Here is a 21,388-nt window from a genome sequence, read left to right on the forward strand (position 1 = left end):
GGTAAATTCGGCTCGACCAATAAAAACATTGGAGTTGACAAAGAACAGATCCGGGTTGAATTAAAAAACTTGTTGGACGATTGCCGCTATTGGATTGAAAATAAGATATTTCCTGAAGATGAGATCGCAATTCGATTTAGTCATCGTATCGTTTCTATTCATCCTTTTGTGAACGGGAACGGAAGGCATGCGCGCCTTACCGCGGACATTCTAGTGAGTCACGGATTTGGCCTGTCTTACTTCACGTGGGGAAGCGTTTCATTAACAGTAAAAGGAACGGCAAGGACCGCTTACCTCAAAGCATTACGCGATGCGGATGAAAATGATTACAAAGAGCTGATTGAATTTGCGAGAAAGTAGATTGAAAAGATTGTCTCAAACGACCAGGTTTGTTTTCGTTTTTCCACCCGCTCTCATTTCTGATCATTTATTCTCCGACAACTCCTTAAACAGCATCAATTGTTTCCGGTGCATGATAAGGTTTGCCCAAGGCAAGAAATAACGCATAAAAAACCCCAACGGCCCGCGATTGAATTTTCGTTTGATTTTGACGAGAAGCCGTGAAGAGTGGTCATCGATGGAAATGATCCGGTAGCTAAGCAAAATATCACCGAAAAGAAATTTTCCGAATGAACGAGATTTTACACGCAGCGTAAGGTCGTAAGAAGGATTGAATTGCACGACATCAAAAATATGCATCATGGTCTGTCCGAATCGCAGATCAGGCTGATCTTTCAATAAACGGCGCGGACTGGTACGGCCGAGATTATTGATCCAGTCATAACTGTACGGAGCGATTCGCATTTGAGTGAGCCATTGGAATATGACAGCCGGTTCGGCGTGAATGGTTATTCCGCGAAAATAGATTCCGTCAAATGTGTCCGCGACGGCATCGCATGGAAACGGCAGAGATTCTTCCCCAAATAACATTCCCCATGAGGTATGACTAGGCATGGGTCAAAGGCCAATCCGCATTAAGACATTCGAATATTCTTCCACGAAATACCCAAAAAACACAATCACAATAACAAAAGACTTCCCTGAATTGGTTTTCGTGTTGTTTCGTGTGTTTTGTGGAAACATTTGTATTGAACTACACGACCTTCGCATTCTCCACCATGATCTTGGACATGGTTTTTGAAAACGCAACAGGGTCTTTGAGTTTAGAGCCTTCCAGTAATAAAGCCTGATCGTAAAGTAACCTTGCGTATTCTTTCAGTATCGGATGATTTTTATCTTTTTCAAAAACGGCATTCATCGACTCGATCAGCGCGTGCGCAGGATTGATTTCCAAAATTCGCTTGCTTTGCGGCATCGCCTGCCCCATAGCCTTCATCATGCGTTCTAAATTCTGATCCATATCCCCTTCATCGGCAACGAGACAGCAGGCGGAATCTTTTAATCGTCCGGAAACACGAATGTCTTTGATGTCGTCCTTGAGTTCGTCCCGAATAAGATCAATGACTTTTTTGAATTTTTTCTCTGCATCTTTTTTGTCCGAATTATTATCCTTATCGAGTTCTACGTCGCCTTTAGTCACGGATTTGAGTTTCTTGCCTCCGTACTCCAGATCGGGCGCGATAAAATCATCGATCTCATCGAGCATCAGAAGCACGTTATAATCTTTGTCTTTAAACGCCTCCAGATACGGCGACGATTCCATCTCTGCGCGGGAAGTACCGGTCATATAAAAGATAAACTCCTGATCGGGTTTCATCAGATCTACATACTGTTTGAGTGTCGTAAATTTTCCGGATTCTGTCTTGATTGATTCAAACAGTACCAGATCTTTCAAAACATCTTTTCTTTGATGATCCAGATACAAACCCTCTTTGAGTGATTTATGGAATTCTTTGTAAAATTCGAGATACTTCTCAAATTCCGTATTCTTCATATCGGTCAATGTATCCAGGATCTTTTTCGTGACGTTTTTCTTGATCACTTCGATCTGTTTATTCGATTGCAAAATTTCACGCGAGACATTCAGCGGAAGGTCAGACGATTCCACAACCCCTTTGACAAATCGCAGATATATCGGAATGAGTTCCTCGCAATGATCCATAATTTGCACGCGCTTCACATATAGCGTCGGCCCGATCTTGTAATCTTTGTAAAACATATCGAAGGGAGCTTTGGTAGGGATAAACAACAGCGCTGAAAATTCCCGCGTTCCTTCCGCCTTAAAGTGGATTACCTTAGCCGGATCGGAAAAGTCATGGCTGACGTGCTTGTAGAATTCTTTATATTCTTCCGTCGTTATTTCCGATTTATCTTTCAGCCATATCGCTTTCCTGGAATTTAAAACCTGTTCTTCCGTTTTTTTATCTTTTTCAACGTCCATACAGATCGGATGCTCAATATAATCGGAATATTTTTTGACGACGCTCTTGATTTCCCATTCGTCCAGGTATTTTTTGCCTTCCTCGCTCATAAATAAAATCACGTCCGTTCCGCGTGAGTCTTTTTCAAATGTCTCGACGCTGAAAGTTCCGTCTGCTTTGGATTCCCAGCGAACGGCTTTTTCTTTTGCATCGCCCGCTTTTCTGGAAATAACCACGATACGCTCAGCAACCATGAATGCAGAATAAAATCCGACGCCGAATTGCCCGATCAATTCCGGGTTATCTTTAACCTGCTTCTCAGATAACGTACGTAAAAAATCTTTGGTCCCGGAATGGGCTATCGTGCCAAGCGCACGTACGATCTCTTCCTCATTCATGCCAATCCCGTTATCGCTTACGGTCAAACGATTGTCTTCTTTATTGACCTTGATCCGTATTTTCCAGTTATCGTCTCCTCCGAGCAGAACATTATCCGTCAATGCGACATAACGAACCTTGTCAATTGCGTCGGATGCATTTGACAGCAATTCACGCAAGAAAATTTCCTTATGGGAATACAAAGAATGGATCATCAAATGAAGCAATTCTTTGACTTCAGTTTTAAATTCCAACGTTTGAGAAGACATGGAGATCACCTCGTATTTAAAATGTAGAAATTATGATGGTTTAATTTGCTTGGGAAATTATAAAAATGAATGGAAAAAATCAACCGGGCGTAGAAAAAGAAAAATTATGAATTTTCAAAATCTTCCGGATACAGTTTGCGGGCACAGTCCGGGCAAATTCCGTGCGTAAAATCAGCCTCAGAATGCTTTTCAATGTAGATTTCGAGTTGATTCCAATATCCGGTATCATCACGAATTTTCTTACAGGACGAACATATAGGTAAAAGTCCGGATAGCGTCTTAATATTTGCCAACGCATCTTTTAATTCAGTAATCAGGCGTTCACGTTCACGGCTGTTCTTTTTTCGTTCTGTGATATCACGAACAAATGTAATAATATAATGACGCTCGCCTTGAAAAAAATCAGATACGGAAGCTTCCAATTCAACTAAAACTCCGTTGTCGCGTCTTTTGATCTTGAATTCATACAAATTCGGGGCATGTTCTCCGCGGGAACGTTTTCGGCCGTAGTCAAGCAATCGATCCAGATCTTCCGGTGCAGCCAGTTCCGATATGTGCAGTCCGATGAGTTCTGCCGGACCCCGGCAGCCAAAGAGTTTAGCATAAGCCGTATTCATAAAAATGACGCACTCTTCTTCTTCAACCAATATTCCGTCGCGCGAGGTTTCCAATATCTCCTTAAATCGCTCGCGGTCCCGATGAATGAGTTCCTGCGCGATTTTCTGCTCACGTGCCGCCTTCTCAAGCTGAAGTATATCTCGCCGTAACTCCATCTGATCTTCAACTTGATGAGCCAATGCTTTGAGCGCTTTCAGTTGTTCTACTGAAAGTTGCCTTGGCTGGCGGTCAAGTACGCAAAGCGATCCCAGCGCGAGGCCGTCGTAAGATAAAACGGGCACGCCGGCATAAAAACGCACATGTGGCTTTTCCAACACAAGAGGATTGTCAGCAAATCGGCTGTCCAGAAAAGCGTCTTCGACAACAAGCAGTTCGGGTTCAAGAATAGTATGGGCGCAAAACGAAACATCACGACGTAGAACAAGCGGAGGATAGCCGATACTCGATTTGGTCCACTGACGATCCGAGTCGATTAAACTGATCATTGCAGCCGGTGTTTGACAAATATACGAAGCAAGAAAAGCCAAATCGTCAAAATGTTTATCCGCGCTCGTGTCAAGAATTTGATAATCGGTAAGGCGTTCTAGACGTTGAACTTCGTTGGTTGGTTTTTGTATGTTCATGAATAATTTTTTTACGACTAAATAATAACAACCATAAAATCATTTTACTGCCGGGGACGGTTCCGGTTTTTTTGCGCCGATGTAATTATCTAAAGCATACGATCCGGAACCAAACAAAAAATAGATTATTAAAAGCATAAGTACCAGGGAGGCTAACTCCAGCGACTGCCCGACCGTCATCAGGCCTTGCTGCAGGTGAATGAAAAATACGGCGCCGGCAAGAATCGGAATTTGCAGTAGCGCGGCGAGACGGGTCATAAAACCAACGGCGAGCAAAAAGCCGCCTATCAAATGGCCCGCGATGATATACGAGTACATCATGTACACCTGTTGCGCGCCGGCCAATGTGGTAATGGCAGACGGGTCGGACAGAAGAATCAATCCGCGCAGGAATAAAGCGATTCCGAGATAGATGCGCATAATGGTGTAAGCGTAATCGCGACGGACCTCTAGCCAATTTTTTAGTTCATCAAGTCGTTTCATAATTTCTCCTTGGATAAGTTGATAATTTAAACCCAAATCAGTTTGGCTCTCTTGCAATAATGGCGATCAAAGAAGCGATGAGCAGCGCGCTGTATTCCATTCCACCGGTACTATGTCCTACAACGAACCAGCCGTTCTGAAAATGAACCAACACAATACCCATGATCTGGTGAAAAATGAAAATAACCCCAATGATGCGGGTATATTTTCCCAGAGCAAGTAAAGACCCGCCAAGCAATTCAAAAACAGTAATGCCCCACGCGACGGCTACACCCAGCGGAAATCCCTTTGCAATCAGGAACTCTCCAAACCCCCCCACCGTGCCGGCATAGGTACGAATCGCTCCGTGGGCAACAAAGATAATACCTACTGTAATTCGAAGAATTGCAATAGCATGATTCGTTGTAATAAATGGGAACTTCATAATAGCCTTCGATTAATTTAGTTTCGGATGTTTTTTGTGATGATCGGTAGCATCTTGAAATTGTTTTGCAACGGCTAGTACTTTGGCCTCGCCGAAAAGTTGTCCGTTAAAACAAATACTTTTGGGCAATCCTTTTTCATTGAACCCTACCGGCAAAACGACGCACGGATGTCCGGTTAAGTTTGTCAGTAAAAGGTTTTCGCCTTCAAAAGACGGAGAAAGGTAAACATCTATATTCTTCATGACCGACTGCATGTCCTGAATAACCAACGTTCTGATCCGATTGGCCTGAATGTATTCAACTGCAGGAATGAATCGAGAAGCGCGAAATACGTTGGGCCAGGCGTTCTTGATCTGACGAACAAGCAAATCGTCTTTTCCGCTGCGGGTTAATTCATCAAATGCCGCGCCTGCTTCAGCAGTTAAAATTATCGCGAGATCGTTCATCGGATATTTAGGCAGTTCAATGGGAATTAAAGTCGCGCCTAGCTTTTTTAATTCCGCAAAAACCGCATCGTGATAAACTTTATTTATGCTGTCTTTGTCAAAATCCGTTTTCAAATAGCCGATCTTCAACTGGCTCAGTTTGACGGCCGGGTCATAATTAAACGGCGCTTCATATAAGGTTGGATCGATTCCGTCAGGTCCGTAAATCGCGTTGAACACGATAGCGCAATCTTCGACCGTTCGGCAGATCGGCCCGATCTTATCCATAGACCAACTCAACGCCATGGCGCCGTGACGGCTCACGCGGCCATACGTCGGACGAAGGCCCGTCGTCCCGCATTCCGTTGACGGAGAAACAATAGACCCCCATGTTTCCGTTCCGATCGAAAATGCGACCAGTCCGGCAGAAGTTGCCGAGGCGGAACCGGCGGAGGAACCGCTTGAGCCGCGCTCGGTGTTCCACGGATTACGGGTTTTACCTCCGTACCAGACGTCGCCCCATGCCAGCGCGCCCATGGTAAGTTTTGCGATAAGAACTCCGCCCGCATCTTCCAGACGCTTGACCACCGTAGCGTTTTCGTCGATCACTTGATCTTTATAAGGCATAGCGCCCCAGGTAGTTTTGTAACCTTTCACAGATAGCAGATCCTTCACGCCAAAAGGAATTCCATGCAGCGGTCCGCGGTATTTCCCTCCGGCAATTTCTTCATCGGCAAGTTTAGCCTGTTTAAGCGCGAGTTCTTCTGTAATGGAAATGACGCATTCCAATTTTGGGCCGTATTTTTTTAACCGATCTATATACATTTTAGTTAATTGTTCAGAACTCACTTTTCTATTTTTGATTAGATATGCCAGATCCGATACGGAATAAAACGCCAGATCGTCTAAGTTCGCAGGCAAAACAACGGCGCCGGTCTTACTTTGCTTAAACGCTTTCTTTTCGGATTCAAATTTAAATCCAGATGGGATCGGGTTAAACAGAATCGAAGGTAAAACGTTATTTGCGAGAGGAACTTTCCGCATGTTCTGATAATTCCCGAGCTGTTCCTGCAGTCCGTCGATCATGGAGTCGCGCTTTGCGTCTGAAAATTCAAGCCCGATGATCTTTTCGGCTGAAGCGATAAGATCCCTGGTAATGATTGAGGGCGAATTTTGAACTGCCATTCCTGCCAAAAACGCGATTGCTGCAAATGCAAGCGGCAAGAAACATCCGATTTGTTTTTTCATAATGCATTCCTTTAGTTGTGTAATACGAAAATGAAAATAATTTCTCAAATTTCCAAAGAAAATTCCGCGTCGTCTGCCGCATTAAGAGATTTTTTTCGCTTTATTTTCTGTCTGATAAGTGATACCTTGAGCGCGTTTATGAAACGTTACATTATTTAAAAGGAAATGTCTGTTTATGCCTTTAAAATGCGGAATTGTAGGCTTACCGAATGTCGGAAAATCGACTATTTTTAATGCGCTCACAGCGGCCGGCGCGCTTGCGGCCAATTATCCGTTTGCAACCATTGAACCCAATATTGGCGTGGTACTAGTTCCTGACCCGCGCATCGATCAATTATCCGCATTGCTCAAACCGAAAAAGACTTTGTATACGACTGTTAATTTTGTTGATATAGCAGGACTCGTCAAAGGAGCGAATGAAGGCGAAGGGTTGGGAAATCAATTTCTCAGCCACATACGTGAGGTTGATGCGATCGGCCACGTGGTAAGATGTTTTGATGACACGGAAGTGGTGCACGTAGAGGGAAGCGTAAATCCGGAACGGGATATGGCCATTATTGATACAGAACTGGTTCTCAAAGATATGGAAAGCGTACAAAAACGTTTTTCACAGATGGAACGTACGGCAAAAACCGGGGATAAAGACGCCAAAGCCGCATTGGAAGTTTATGGCAAAGTAAAACAGCAATTGGACGACGGCAAACCCGTTCGCCACATGAATCTTTCGGAACACGAACAAAAAGTAATCGCCGATCTTTTTTTGCTGACCGTCAAGCCCGTGCTTTACATTTGCAACGTGAATGAAAACGATGTGCTTAAAGAAAACGATTACGTAAAACAGGTTCGCGCTATTGCGGCCAAAGAGAACGCACGCGTTGTTGTTATTTCCGGAAAAATCGAAGCGGAAATTGTGGAGTTGCCCGAAGAAGAGCGAAAAGGATTTCTGGAAAGCCTCGGGTTAAAGGAGCCCGGCCTGCACAAGCTCATTCATGAAACTTACGCCCTGCTTGACCTTGTCAGTTTCTTGACAGCCGGGCCGGACGAAGTACGGGCCTGGACGATTCACCGTGGAACCAAGTGTCCGCAAGCCGCAGGCACCATTCATACGGATTTCGAACATGGGTTTATTTGCGCCGATGTGATCTGGTGGGAAGATTACGTCAAATACCGCACGGAACAAGCGTGTAAGGACAAAGGCCTGTTGCGCACAGAAGGAAAAGAATATGTGGTTCGTGACGGCGATGTAATGCATTTCAAGTTTAACGTATAATAAGTTTTGATATAATTTTTAGAAACAACGGCGGACTTATAGAGAATAATCCGGCATGGCATTGAAAAAATCATGAATACGCTTCAAATAAATCTCGGCGAACGTAGCTATCCTATTTTTCTCTCTCATGACCGGCTGGAAACGTTACCGGACAATTTTCAGCAGCAATTTGCGGAAAAACAGTTATTTTTTATAACGGATACCATCGTTGCGGGGTATTATGAGAAGAAAATCCGCAACGTATTCAAATCGTTAAGCCGGCGCATTCATGTGATCATTATTCAGGAAGGTGAAGATTACAAAAACCTGACAACGGCGGAAAAAATATTTACCGAACTCATTCAACAGGGCGCCGATCGGAAATCAGTGATTGTTGGTTTTGGCGGAGGAGTGGTTGGCGATATTTCCGGATTCGTAGCTTCCACTTACATGCGCGGAGTTCCGTTTGTACAGATCCCGACCACATTGCTCGCGATGGTGGACAGTTCCGTCGGCGGCAAAGTTGCGGTAAATCATGTTTTAGGAAAAAACATGATCGGCGTTTTTTACCAGCCAAAATTCGTTTTCATCGACGATATTTTCCTGCGAACGATTTCACGACGAGAAATAATTTGCGGACTTGCCGAAATAATGAAATACGGACTCATCCTGGATAAAACGTTTTTTGAATGGACTGCCGCAAATTATGAAAAACTTTTTTCATTCGATAAAGCCGCAGTGGAATACGCTATAAGTCGTTCGTGCGAACTCAAAGCTCAAGTTGTAGAAAAAGACGAAAAAGAAAACGATATCCGTGCGATACTTAATTTCGGACACACGTGGGCCCATGCCCTTGAAAACCTGGGAAATTACCGCATCCTCAAACACGGGGAAGCGGTTTTTTTCGGTATGCTGGCCGCTTCACACGTTTCATGGATGAATTACAGGCTTAATGATAAAGAGTTTAAAGAGATTGAAAAGACGCTCCTGAGCTTTCTCAAAGAAATTCTTGCAGACAAGGACATAACCCAATTCTTGGATTCTGTAACATGGGACCGGGTTTGGAATAAAATGTTGTCAGATAAAAAAGCGTATCAGAATAAATTACGCTGGGTTGTATTAAATCGTATCGGCGAAGCCGCAACCGAAGAAAACATTGACCCGACGCTTGTCGAAAAGAGTTTTGTATACCTTAAGTCGACTATCCAAAAAGCAGATCATGTCATCCACAATTAAAATTCCGTTGTTTCCATTAGGTGTCGTTCTGTTTCCGGCCATGCCTTTGCCGCTGCACATATTTGAAGAACGTTACAAACTTATGATCAGCGAATGTATCGAATCGGATTCGGTATTCGGCGTGGTATATTATACCGGAGAAAACTTTTATCGGATCGGATGCACATCCATGATCAAACAGATTCTGAAAAAATTTGATGACGGACGTATGAATATTCTTGCCGAAGGGCGGGAGCGTTTTTCGATTCACCACATTACAAACGATAAACCGTATCTTCAGGGTGAAGTGGAAATATTTGATGACAAAACATCGGAGAATAAGACGGAATTACGAGATCTCTCGGCCGCCGCATCGCAACTGTACAAACAGACAGTTAAAAATCTCACTCCGCAGGAGAGTCTCGAACTGATCGGGAGCCTTGAGCCTAAAGAATTTTCATTTTTGATTGCGGCCAGTTCCGGATTTAGCCTTAATGAAAAACAAGCCTTTCTTGAAATGACTTCAACCGCGGAGCGGCTGAAGAAATCAACCTCTGCGTTGATGCGCATGAGCGAACGCCAAAAAACAACCAAAGAAATTGAAGGCATGATCAGCGGTAACGGGTATTTGCACAATAAAATTTTATAACGGCGGTTCGGCGTGCAGTTTCTTTCTGTACCAGCCGATAACTTGAAATTTAAGTCATGAATTAATCCGATGCTGTTGTTACGAAAAGATCGCCGATGACCGGAAAAAATAAAATTACGGAAACTAACCCAAAGCACAAAGTCTTCAGGACACAACAGGCCGGCATGGCCGCGCTCTTTGTGACTCTGGCGACTCTGCTGAGCACAGTGCTGGGACTCGTTCGCGGCAAAGTGATGGCGCATTATTTTGGCGCAGGACTTGAGACCGATTTTTATAATTACGGAACCACCATTCCGGACTCTCTTCAGAATATTTTGATCATGGGCGTTACGTCAGCGTCTTTCATTCCGGTTTTTGCGGAACACGTAGCAAACTATTCAAAAGAAGAAGCGAACAAACTGGCGAGCAGTTTCCTGAATATCACGTTGATCGTATTTTCCGCCGTTTGCTTGCTGGTTGGAATTTTCATGCCTCAGATCACGGACGTCTGGCTTACGCAGGATATTCCGATTGAAAACAAAACCGCTATCGTAGAGATCACCCGGCTGTTTCTTTTGGCACAAATCGCATTTGCCATGAGTAAGGTATTTAGCGGTATCTTACAAACACATAAACATTTTACGGCGTATGCGCTCGCGCTTCTCGTTTATAATCCTGCAATTATACTGGGTATGATACTGTTCCATAAGGAACACGGCATTTATTCCGCCGCCTACGGAGCTGTAGCCGGCGCATGTTTAGTTATGGCGGTTAACCTGCTTGACTTGAGGGGAACGGATTATCGATATAATTTTTCTTTCGACTATAAAAGCGCCGGAATAAAAAACATTTACAGTTTGGCAATCCCGAATTTTCTGAATATGGCTCTATTGCAGATAGTTTTCATTGCCTATTCAAAGATTTCAATTGATCTGGAACCGGGCAGTTACTCCGCCTTTCGTTATGCACTGGATTTTGAGAACTTTCCGGTGAATATTTTCGGAATCTCTTTTGTCACCGCGATTTTCCCTTTTCTGGCAGAAAATGCGAGTAAGAAAAATTTTGTTAATTTTAATTACAATATTCAAAACTCCATTCGGCAGATATTATATTTGACGCTGCCGGCAGGAGCCGGAATGGCGGTTTTGTCAACTGAGATCATCGGCCTCATTTTGGGCGGGGGTAGGTTTGGCGCAAACGAAATCGAAGTTACGGCGTCAATTTTATTCTTCTATGCGTTGATCGTTCCGCTTGAAAGTTTATGGTATCTGTATGCCCGCGCATTTTATGCAATGAAAGACACGTGGACGCCGTTTTATTACCGGTTGGCCGGAACCGTGATTAACCTGGCAATAAGTTATATCCTGGCGTATAAAATAGGTCCTTCGGCTTTTTCGATTGGTTTGCTCGTGGCATTCCTTATTCAAATTGGATTATTTACTTTCGGGTTGAAGCGCAAAGTAACGGAATTTGATCTAAAACATGCGGCAACCGTATCTTTGAAACTACTTGGATGTACGGCGGCCATGGTCATTCTGGTTATGTTATGTAATTACTACTTACAGCACACGGCTTGGGTGCAGCCGTACTCCGGCCGTATGCAATACCTGTTGCGTACACTGATCGGCATCGTCATCGGCAGCGTATCGTATATTGGTTTAACGGTTGTATTCAAATGCGCTGATTTTTCTGTGTTAACACGGGTCATGGGAAGAATATTTAAAAAAGATGTAAAATAATTATCCGGAGGTTTTGTGAGCAATATTCTGATCGTTGATGACGAAAAAAACATCCGCCGGTCCGTTGAAATGATTTTGCAGCATGAGGACCATTCCATTTTTCTCGCGGAAAACGGTAAAGAAGCCGTAACAGTCGTCGGCGAGAAGAAAATGAATCTGGTCTTTTTAGATTTGCTGATGCCGGAAATGAACGGTATTGAGACGTTGAAACAAATCAAACTTAATGATCCGGATGTAGTCATTGTAATGATGTCCGGGCACGGCACGATCGAAAATGCGGTTGAAGCGGTTAAACTCGGCGCGTATGATTTTATTGAAAAACCGTTGACCAAAGAAAAAGTTTTGATCACGGCCAAGAATGCATTGGAGCGAGTAAATCTGCGCAACGAGAACCGTAATTTAAAATCCGAAATCTCAAAACAGTTCGAAATGGTCGGTGAAAGCTCCGCCATGCATGACGTTAAAATTCAAATAGCCAAAATCGCGGCAACCAACGTGCGCGTGCTGATTCTCGGAGAAAGCGGGACGGGGAAAGAACTAGTTGCCCGGGCGATTCACGAGCTCAGCCCTAGAAAAATCAAGCCGTTTGTTAAAGTCAATTGCGCGGCCATTCCGGAAGAACTGATCGAGAGTGAACTTTTCGGCGCAGTCAAGGGCGCTTATACCGGTTCCGTAGCCGATCGGGACGGCAAGTTTTCTCAGGCGCATTCCGGAACGATTTTTCTTGATGAGATCGGCGATATGAGTTTAAAAGTTCAGGCGAAAGTTCTGCGCGCACTGCAGGAAGGCGAGTTTGAAAAAGTCGGTGGAACCAAAACGATCAAAGTTGACGTACGCGTTCTTGCGGCAACCAATAAGGATCTTAAGACTGAAGTTCAAAAAGGTACTTTTCGTGATGACCTTTTTTTCCGTTTAAATGTGGTGCCGATAGTCATGCCGGCTTTGCGTCAACGTAAGACGGATATCCCCCTTTTGATTCAACATTTTATTAAACAGTGCTGCGAAGAAAGTGTTTTGAAGAAAAAATCATTTTCTGATTCGGCTGTGAAGCTGATGATAGAGTATGAATGGCCCGGCAATATTCGGGAACTGCGTAACGTGGTCGAACGAATGATGATTTTGGGCGCCGGAGACGTTGTGCAGGGTGAAGAACTGCCGGTCAATTTTTTTAAAAGCGAATCAACCTACATTAAGAACGCAAGCGGGAATAAATCATTAAAAGATTTAAAGGAAGAAGTCGAACGTTCACATATAATAGCGGTGATGGAAAAAAATAACTGGAACGTCACACGTGCGGCTCAGGAACTGGATATTGAGCGAACCAACTTGCACAAAAAATTAAAATATTATAATATTACATCAGAAAAGATATCGGAAAACGAAAACAAACTCTAGATTTTCTTATTTGTAATATTTGTGCATAACAAATAAGGTTCCGCAAAAAAAGAGGAATAAAGACACGAGCAGAATTAACAGCAACATTTCGTTGAATTCAGACATGAAACAGTGCGGTTTTTTAAAAAGTTGAATAGCTTGTGAGTTAGTTAATTATACAAAAGGAATGACCATTCGGTCAGCAGACAATATCGATGCGGCAATGTCTGAATGCATAGCGAGGTATCATCAATATAAACCTATTCAACCGTAACACTTTTTGCCAAATTCCTCGGCTGATCCACATTGCATCCGCGCAAAACGGCCATGTGGTAGGATAAAAGCTGCAAAGGAATGACCGCCAGGATCGGGCTCAAAAAATCATGTGTTTTAGGGATGTAGATCACATGATCGGCTTTTTCATTGATCTCGTTATTGCCTTCAGTCGTAATTGCAATGATCTTTCCGCCCCGCGCCTTTACTTCTTCTAAATTACTCATCACCTTATCATAAATAGCGTCTTTTGGGGCAATGATCACCGTCGGCATATCGTCGTCGATAAGCGCGATAGGGCCGTGCTTCATTTCTGCCGCAGGATAGCCTTCCGCATGAATGTATGAAATTTCTTTCAGTTTAAGCGCGCCTTCAAGCGCAACCGGAAAATTATATCCTCTGCCTAAATACAGAAAATTTCTCTTGTCCATATACGTTTCAGCAATCTCCCGGATATAATCCGAATTCGTCAATATGGACTTAACTTTTTCAGGAATGGCGAGAAGTTCTTCAATGATCTGTTTGCCTTCCACGGCGGACATGTTACGTAAACGGGCAAAAAGAAGCGTGATAAGCGCAATAACCGTAAGCTGTGACGTAAACGCTTTCGTCGAAGCTACGCCGATTTCCGGGCCCGCGTGAATGTAAACGCCCGCATCGGATTCTCGTGCAATAGAACTGCCGACCACGTTGCAAATTCCGAATACGGCCGCGCCGCGGCGCTTGGCTTCACGCATGGCGGCAAGCGTATCGGCGGTTTCACCCGACTGACTGATGACGAAGACCACGGTATTTTTTTCAATGATCGGATTTCGGTAACGAAATTCCGACGCGTATTCGACTTCAACGTTGATACGCGCGAATTCCTCCAGCATGTATTCTCCGACCAAAGCGGCATGCCATGACGTTCCGCAGGCGATAAAAATTATTTTTTTCGCCTTAACCAGCGTATCCATATGTTCTGCCAGCCCGCCAAGCCGCGGCAATCCTTCATCCGGAACCGTACGTCCGCGCATTGAATCAAGAATGGTGCTTGGCTGCTCAAAAATTTCCTTAAGCATGAAGTGGGCGTACCCGCTTTTTTCGATCTGACTGATATCGTAGGTGATCTCTTCGACTTTTTTTACAACGGGCTGATTGTCGATCGTCGTGATCTTAATGCCTCTCGGTGAAAGGATTGCCATCTCATGATCGTCCATGTAGGTCACCTGGCGTGTATGCGTGACGATGGCGGACGCATCGGAAGCAACGAAAAATTCATCCTTGCCATAACCCAATACCAGCGGGCTTCCCTGACGGGCCGCGATGATCTTATCAGGCTCGTGTCTGCATAAAAACACAAAACCGTACGCGCCGGTTATGCAGTACAGGGCTTCGCGAACGGCCTTTTCAAAATCATGGTTAGCTTCATAAAACTCTTCTACTAAATGAACGACGGTTTCCGTATCCGTGTCGGTATGAAAGGTATGCCCTTTGGATTCGAGTTCAATCTTTAAGGAAGCATAGTTTTCAATGATACCGTTATGAATAACGGCAAAGTTACCGGATTCCCCCGTGTGCGGATGCGCATTGGTTTTGTTGGGTACGCCATGCGTCGCCCAGCGCGTATGTCCCATGCCGACGGTACCGTGAAGCTGAACGCCATCGACCAGTTTTTCAAGTTCGCCTAATTTGCCCGCTTCTTTGATTATCTCAAGGCTGTTGTTCTCAACTATAGCAATACCGGCGGAATCGTATCCGCGATATTCCATCCGTTTCAATCCATTCATCACGATCGGTAGGGCTTGCTTTTTACCGACGTATCCTATAATTCCACACATGGTATCCTCCGAAATAGTACATGACCAATCAATGGTTCATTATACAAAAAAAGTATCTGATTGGTTGTGCCCATGATACTAAAAAACGTATGTGTAATCAAGGTTTATTATAACTCCGTGTGCATATCCGCTTTACTCACCATGATGTATGTGATTCAAGCAGATATGCATGTAACTCAGACACAAGAAAACGCTTGTTTAAACATTGTTCATGTAATATATTAATTTTAGTGAATTTTTTCCTGAAAAAGGAATAAGTCTAAGCTATTGTACGTTTAAATTTATGTTAAGCGGCGCGCCAAATAACCAACCGTAAAGAGGCAGAAAAAAACGGCATGTTAGAGACCCGATCAAAAAAACCTCAAATCAGGAAAGCCAAAACCGCAGAGTCGTCGCGCGAAAGCATGAAACCTCAAAAAGACAAATCCGTTTTGCCTGAGGATCCTGCCGCAGAAAAAAAATACGATAAAAAGTATTATGATCAGAAATTTCTTGGTATCATCCGTGAATACCGCTCCTATTCGAAGAATACGGAGATGTCTTTGCTTCAGCAGGCATTTGATTACAGCTATAATTCACATGAGGGACAATTTAGAAAATCGGGACTTCCTTACTTTGACCATATCATCGAAGTCGTGCAGATCCTTGTCGATCAAAACATGGATCAAACCACGCTGGTAGCGGCTTTTCTTCATGACACCATAGAAGACACGGGAAAGACCTATGACGAAATCTCCGCTAAATTCGGCGAAGACGTTGCCAGGCTGGTGGACGGACTTACGAAAATAAGCGGGTTTGAATTCGGCAGCCTCGAGATCAAGCAGGCTGAAAATTACCGAAAAATGCTTCTGTCGATTGTCAAAGATATTCGCGTGATCATTATTAAATTTGCCGATCGGCTGCACAATATGCGTACCATCGATTCACTTCCTCCAAAAAAACAGGAACGGATTGCCATTGAAACGCGTGATGTTTATGCGCCGCTTGCCCACCGATTTGGTATGGCGCGAATTCGATGGGAACTGGAAGATCTTGTTTTAAAGACGCTGGATCAGGAAGTGTACTGGGAGTTATCAAAACTAATATCCGATAAGCGGGAGGAACGCCAGGAGTATATTGAAAAGATAGCAAAACCTCTGAGGGAGAAATTAGCGGAAAATGAAACCCCCGCACAAATAATCGGAAGGCCAAAACATTTTTTCAGTATTTACAACAAAATGAAAAAACGCGGCAAACCATTTCATGAAATTTATGATTTGCTGGCGATTCGAATCCTGGTAGAATCCAAAGAGGATTGTTATAAAGCGCTAGGCGTCGTACACAGCACGTACACGCCTGTGACAGAGCGGTTTAAAGACTACGTTGCCGTGCCGAAGATCAACGGGTATCAATCCATTCATACGACGGTCATCGGCCCGGACGGGAAAATGGTCGAAATACAAATTCGTACCAAAGAAATGAATCAGGTTGCGGAAGAAGGTATCGCAGCGCACTGGCTCTATAAGGAAGGAAAACTGCAAATGGATCAGCTGGATCGGCAAATCGGGTGGATACGCCAGTTGATCGATCGGCAGCAGGACAACAGCGATCCGGGTGAGTTTCTTGAAGATCTAAAGATCGATCTCTTTCAAGATGAAGTTTTTGTTTTCACTCCGAAAGGCGATCTTTTCAATTTGCCAAGAACGGCAGGTCCGATCGATTTTGCATTTGCAGTTCACTCGGAAGTGGGGCTTCATTGCATCGGGGCAAAAGTGAACGGAAAAATGGTTCCGCTGCACAGCGAACTTTCCAGCGGCGATATGATAGAAATTCTCACATCGGAACAGCAGACGCCAAGCCTGCATTGGCTTGAAATTGCAAAAACTACCAAAGCGCGAAATCATATTAAGCGCCATTTTCGAAATATTGAACTTGAACAAAGCGTGTCTCTTGGACGGAACTTACTGGAGCAGGAACTCAGGGATCTACTGCAAAAGAAACAGCTGCCGGATTTCAAGGGCGAATTAGACAGAATGGTCGAAGAATTAAAATTTGACAACAAAGACATGTTATTGTCATCTATAGGGAGGGGCAACGTTTCCGCTCAAAGCGTAGCCCAGAAAATCGCCGCGCGTGTCATTCCCAAAGAACAAATACAACCGGACCAGTCCTTCTTTACGCGTTTTATCAAACGGGCACGAACGGAATCGAAGGGAATTGCGATCAACGGGATGGATAATATGATGATCCATTTTGCCAAATGCTGTAATCCGATTCCCGGAGATGATGTCTTGGGATATGTAACGAAGGGACGCGGAATTAATATTCATCGGGCCGACTGCACCAACATTAATGAAGCGATAAAAAAAGAACCCGAGCGGTCCATGCCTGCGCGATGGCAGGTAGATGAATCAAAAAATTTTATGGTACAAATTCGTATTCTCGGCTATGATCGAAAAAATTTCCTCAACGATATCACGCAGAAAATATCTTCAGCCGACACCAATATTGTAAGCGCCGACGTCAAAACCACAGGCCATGAGACCGTCAATATGTTTGTTATCCAAGTTCGCAATATATCTCATCTCAACCTCATATTGGATAAGATTCGAAAAATACAGGGCGTGATAAGCGCAACACGCGTAGATGCGAGTTTGTTGAATAAATAGTACTTTTTAGTAATAAAGGCTTCATGGAAATTCTTTTTCTTGGTACAGGGACATCACATGGAATTCCTGTTATTGGCTGTGCCTGCGCTACATGTGCGTCTACCAACGAGAAAAACAAGCGCTTACGTTCCTCGGTATTAATTACGGTGGATCAACGGAACATTCTTATCGATACATCAATCGATTTCAGGCAGCAGTCACTTCGGTATCGTATTGAACGCGTGGATGCAGTTCTCTTTACACACCATCATGTGGATCATATTTTTGGCTTGGATGACACACGGGTATTTAACAAGATGTATAAAAAGAAGATTCCGTGTTATGCCGGCCGGGAAACCACACAGAAGCTAAAACACATTTTTTCTTATATTTTTGATTATCCCGATATACCCGGCGGAATTCCGATGCTTGAATTTACGACCGTGGATGACCGGCCTTTTGATGTGCTTGGAACGCAAATCATTCCGATTGAGATCATGCATGGAACGATGCCGATCAATGCCTATCGAGTTGGAGACACTATTTACGCTACGGATTGCAGTTCTATTCCCGATCGTTCCATGGAGAAATTTATGAATGCGGATATTCTCATTCTCGACTGTCTTCGGATAAGAAAACACCCAACGCATTTCAATTTAGACCAGGCGTTGAGCGTTGCACAAAAAATCGGAGCGAAACAAACTTATTTTACGCACATGTCTCATGAAATTGAACACGAAGCCGTGACCAAATCATTGCCTGACCGTATCGCGTTAGCCTATGACGGTTTAAAATTAATTATTTAGGACGGAAAACATGTTTCGAAAAAAGATATTAATATTCACGATACTTTTATCGCCGTATGCGTCAGGCTGCGCTTTTTTTAACACATTTTATCATGCCCGTAAATCCTATAATAACGCGGTCGATATCATTGATCATAATAAAGAAAAGAACCAGCCTCAGCTGAGCAGCGCCGACGTTCCTGTCGATCGTTTTTCGGTAGAACTGAAAACAATTTCACCGGATGCAAATCAGTTTCTTGATGTAGCTATAGAAAAGGCCAATAAAGTTGTAGTATTGTACCCCAAAAGCGGCTGGGCGGAGGACGCGACGCTGCTCCTCGGTAAAGCTCATTATTTACGCGCCTATACGAATGATTTATACGACGCCAAGAATCGGTTGGAAGTTTTCATGGCACGTTATCCTGAAAGCAAAAAATTAGAAGAGGCGAAACTATGGTACGGTAAAACACTTTGGAAACTAAATCTGATCGATGAAGCAGAAGAACAATTTCGTCAAGTGTCTGAGTTTGCTGAAAAATCGAACCTTAAGGCCGAGTCGTTGATTTTCCTGGGCGATATTGCTGTTAACGATGAGGACTATATAGCTGCGTGTAAGTACTATGCCGCGGCTTCGGATATGGCGAAAGTCAAAGGCGTCAGGAAATCTGCACTGTATAAAGCTTTTTATGCTTATTTCCATACCGGTAACTTTAAGCTGGCCGCCGGTTACTTAAATGTATTAACCAGAATGGATCTTGAAGTAAGTGAAAAGTTCGATGTCTTTTTTATGATGGCGAGAACTTTAAAAATGGCAGGGCAATATGATGAAGCCATCCGGGTTCTTAACGGATTTATTGGAAACTTGCGATACAAAAACTATTTTGTCAAAGCTGAATTCGAAATTGCAGATGCGCTTCGTCTGGCGGGAAAAAATAGTGAAGCAGTAGAACAATTTAACTACGTCATTGACACGTACAAAAATCCGAATTTTACCGGAGACAGTTACTATTTTTTAGGAATCATTAATGATAAGCCGATCGTGTCACAAACCGAAAGTTTTGTTTCAGACGCTGAACTGGCAAGAAAATATTATTATCTTGTAAAAACAAAATATACCAACTCACCCTTCTTTTCTAAAGCCTCAGAGCGCTTTGACTATTTGGCAAAAATGGATATGCTCAAGGGTTCGATACGATGGGACGAAACCCTGCTTCACGTGATCGACAGGAGAATCCAGGACAGCGCCTTTGTCATGGATAGTTATTTTTTAGCCGAGGATACGGCATCGCTCGCAGATTTGGATATGAATGTCGGATCTGAGCCGGTAAAAACCAAGGCTAGTGTCGATTCGAAAAATGAAGTTTTAAATGTTTTGCTTTCTAATACAGAGCTGGACGAAAAAATTCAGCAAGTTCAAGTGGAGTTATTAGATGTTGGGCAAACAACCAACCCCGACACGCTGGCCGGAAAAAGAAGCATCGCGTTCGATGCGTTAGCGTCTGATCACATTCTTTTGGCCGATTATTTTTATTTTAATCTTTCAGAATACGATTCCGCCGACTTCTATTATCAATACGTAATTGATCATTTTAAAGAAAGTTCTATGTTGGAATTTGCTTTGTATGGCCATGCGCGAATTCAACACAAGAAAAACAACCCGAACTATTTATCATTGTATGAATTTGCTTATAATAAGTTTCCCAATGGAAAACTTGCCGATATTGGACGAAAGGTTTTGAGTTTAGAAGAAAATGTGACGGACAGTATTCAGGTGTATTTCAAACAGGCGGAGGATCAATTTTTGCGGAAACAGAATTATACGGAAGCCCTTCAGAGTTATACCAAGATCGCTCTCAGCGGCAGTACAGTTCACAAACTACAGGCCCTGTATGCCATGGGAATTTTGTACGAAAAGCACTTGAACAATTCGTTCGAAGCTTTTCGAACTTTTAACACGTTGATATTTGCCGGCCCTAATTCGGATTTCGCTAAAAAGGCAAAACCGAAAGTCGATGCGTACGCCAAAGAGAATAAAATTACACAGGATTCATTGGCGTTCTGGGTTAACAGTGATTTTTTTAAAATAACGATTCCTAAAGTAAAACCGGATACAATGAATTCAAAAGCGGACGCAGTAACAGCAATTCAAAAGGATTCGTTGATTGATTCAACCCTTAGCCGCATTCCCGGAGAAAATTTACTTCGGGACGAGGAGGTGATGCCTGCGGACACTGTACGGGCGAATAAAAACAAAAAAAACAGAAACATTAAATCTCCAATCAAGTCGGACGAAGCAATAAGGGAAAAAGAAAATGATAATATTATCGAAGAGTAATTCTGTTTTAATAATTTTGACGTCCGTAATTCTAATTTCAGGCTGTGTACCGCAGCCTATCTATAAATCCATTTCCACACCGGTGATAACCCGTAGCGGAGAGGTATCAGAAAAAATCACCGAATCGTTTACAGGAACGGCTTCGTACTATGCCGACAAATTTCACGGAAGAAAAACTGCGAGCGGTGAAACGTTTAATATGCACGATCTGACAGCTGCGCATAAAACATTGCCGTTTGGTACGATTGTAAAAGTTACCAATCTAAAAAACGACAAATCGGTAAAACTTAAAATCAATGATCGCGGGCCGTTTGTAAAAGATCGCATTATAGATGTGTCGCTCGCCGCAGCCAAGGAGCTTGACATGCTGGGAACCGGTACTGCGGAAGTTCGTGTCGATATTGTCGGAACTGAAAAATAACGCAACCATTAATCATTTGTGTTTATTATGTTTACGCTATAATAAAGTTTTTTTTCATTTTTCATACCCGCAAAATACCTTGACTTGTCCTGCTAAGTTCGGTACATTATAAAGTAATGTGCTTATCGGGTT

Annotated in this window: 17 protein-coding genes; 10 read left to right on the top strand and 7 right to left on the bottom strand. The window is 43.4% G+C overall.

The features are described 5' to 3' along the window. The coding region (locus F9K33_11145) for a mobile mystery protein B (GenBank protein KAB2878913.1) at window positions 1-360 on the top strand (360 nt) is incomplete at its 5' end. 63 nt (window positions 361-423) lie between these two features. Here the strand turns inward: F9K33_11145 and F9K33_11150 are convergent. The 6 genes from F9K33_11150 to F9K33_11175 form a co-directional block, all read right to left on the bottom strand. Continuing rightward, window positions 424-954: a hypothetical protein gene (locus F9K33_11150; GenBank protein KAB2878914.1), complete on the bottom strand. Its 531-nt coding sequence runs from the start codon at window positions 952-954 to the stop codon at window positions 424-426. Between the two features lie 139 nt (window positions 955-1,093). Continuing rightward, window positions 1,094-2,968, bottom strand: coding sequence for a molecular chaperone HtpG (htpG, locus tag F9K33_11155; protein KAB2878915.1), 1,875 nt, complete (start codon window positions 2,966-2,968; stop codon window positions 1,094-1,096). A 104-nt stretch (window positions 2,969-3,072) separates the two neighbouring features. Then, entirely contained in the window at window positions 3,073-4,209 is a 1,137-nt protein-coding gene (locus F9K33_11160; protein ID KAB2878916.1) for a PAS domain S-box protein, read from the bottom strand. 39 nt (window positions 4,210-4,248) lie between these two features. Continuing rightward, window positions 4,249-4,692 (bottom strand): DoxX family protein, encoded by a 444-nt coding sequence (locus tag F9K33_11165; protein ID KAB2878917.1) that lies wholly within the window; start codon window positions 4,690-4,692, stop codon window positions 4,249-4,251. A gap of 37 nt (window positions 4,693-4,729) precedes the next feature. Then, window positions 4,730-5,116 carry a DoxX family membrane protein gene (locus F9K33_11170; GenBank protein KAB2878918.1) on the bottom strand — a complete coding sequence of 129 codons (387 nt, stop codon included), beginning with the start codon at window positions 5,114-5,116 and terminating at the stop codon, window positions 4,730-4,732. Between the two features lie 12 nt (window positions 5,117-5,128). Next, on the bottom strand, window positions 5,129-6,790 hold the full coding sequence (locus F9K33_11175) for an amidase (protein ID KAB2878919.1): 1,662 nt from the start codon (window positions 6,788-6,790) through the stop codon (window positions 5,129-5,131). Window positions 6,791-6,965: 175 nt separating this feature from the next. Between F9K33_11175 and ychF the strand changes: the two genes are divergently transcribed. The 5 genes from ychF (at window position 6,966) to F9K33_11200 (ending at window position 13,016) form a co-directional block, all read left to right on the top strand. Then, a complete protein-coding gene (gene ychF, locus F9K33_11180) occupies window positions 6,966-8,060 on the top strand; it encodes a redox-regulated ATPase YchF (GenBank protein KAB2878920.1) in 1,095 nt (364 codons plus the stop codon). Window positions 8,061-8,132: 72 nt separating this feature from the next. After that, window positions 8,133-9,275: a 3-dehydroquinate synthase gene (gene aroB / locus F9K33_11185; GenBank protein ID KAB2878921.1), complete on the top strand. Its 1,143-nt coding sequence runs from the start codon at window positions 8,133-8,135 to the stop codon at window positions 9,273-9,275. Further along, window positions 9,259-9,903 carry a hypothetical protein gene (locus tag F9K33_11190; GenBank protein KAB2878922.1) on the top strand — a complete coding sequence of 215 codons (645 nt, stop codon included), beginning with the start codon at window positions 9,259-9,261 and terminating at the stop codon, window positions 9,901-9,903. The genes aroB and F9K33_11190 overlap by 17 nt, the downstream gene beginning before the upstream one ends. A 95-nt stretch (window positions 9,904-9,998) precedes the next feature. Further along, the gene (gene murJ / locus F9K33_11195; protein KAB2878923.1) at window positions 9,999-11,621 is read left to right on the top strand and encodes a murein biosynthesis integral membrane protein MurJ; all 1,623 of its coding nucleotides are present in this window, start codon (window positions 9,999-10,001) and stop codon (window positions 11,619-11,621) included. A gap of 15 nt (window positions 11,622-11,636) precedes the next feature. Next, window positions 11,637-13,016, top strand: a complete 1,380-nt coding sequence (locus F9K33_11200; GenBank protein KAB2878924.1) for a sigma-54-dependent Fis family transcriptional regulator — start codon at window positions 11,637-11,639, stop codon at window positions 13,014-13,016. 239 nt (window positions 13,017-13,255) lie between these two features. On the opposite strand, the gene glmS is transcribed toward F9K33_11200, so the two are convergent. After that, complete coding sequence (glmS, locus tag F9K33_11205) at window positions 13,256-15,088, bottom strand: glutamine--fructose-6-phosphate transaminase (isomerizing) (protein ID KAB2878925.1); 1,833 nt, start codon at window positions 15,086-15,088, stop codon at window positions 13,256-13,258. Window positions 15,089-15,423: 335 nt separating this feature from the next. Here glmS and F9K33_11210 point away from each other — a divergent pair, with 335 nt between their 5' ends. The 4 genes from F9K33_11210 to F9K33_11225 are packed head-to-tail and all read left to right on the top strand — an operon-like array spanning window position 15,424 to window position 21,256. Further along, window positions 15,424-17,736 carry a bifunctional (p)ppGpp synthetase/guanosine-3',5'-bis(diphosphate) 3'-pyrophosphohydrolase gene (locus F9K33_11210; GenBank protein KAB2878926.1) on the top strand — a complete coding sequence of 771 codons (2,313 nt, stop codon included), beginning with the start codon at window positions 15,424-15,426 and terminating at the stop codon, window positions 17,734-17,736. Between the two features lie 23 nt (window positions 17,737-17,759). Further along, window positions 17,760-18,521, top strand: a complete 762-nt coding sequence (locus tag F9K33_11215) for an MBL fold metallo-hydrolase (GenBank protein ID KAB2878927.1) — start codon at window positions 17,760-17,762, stop codon at window positions 18,519-18,521. Between the two features lie 10 nt (window positions 18,522-18,531). Beyond that, window positions 18,532-20,835, top strand: coding sequence for a hypothetical protein (locus F9K33_11220; protein ID KAB2878928.1), 2,304 nt, complete (start codon window positions 18,532-18,534; stop codon window positions 20,833-20,835). Next, window positions 20,813-21,256 (top strand): septal ring lytic transglycosylase RlpA family protein, encoded by a 444-nt coding sequence (locus tag F9K33_11225; protein ID KAB2878929.1) that lies wholly within the window; start codon window positions 20,813-20,815, stop codon window positions 21,254-21,256. The genes F9K33_11220 and F9K33_11225 overlap by 23 nt, the downstream gene beginning before the upstream one ends. The last annotated feature ends 132 nt before the right edge of the window (window positions 21,257-21,388 follow it).

This window comes from bacterium (assembly GCA_008933615.1).
Lineage (GTDB): Bacteria > CLD3 > CLD3 > SB21 > SB21 > SB21.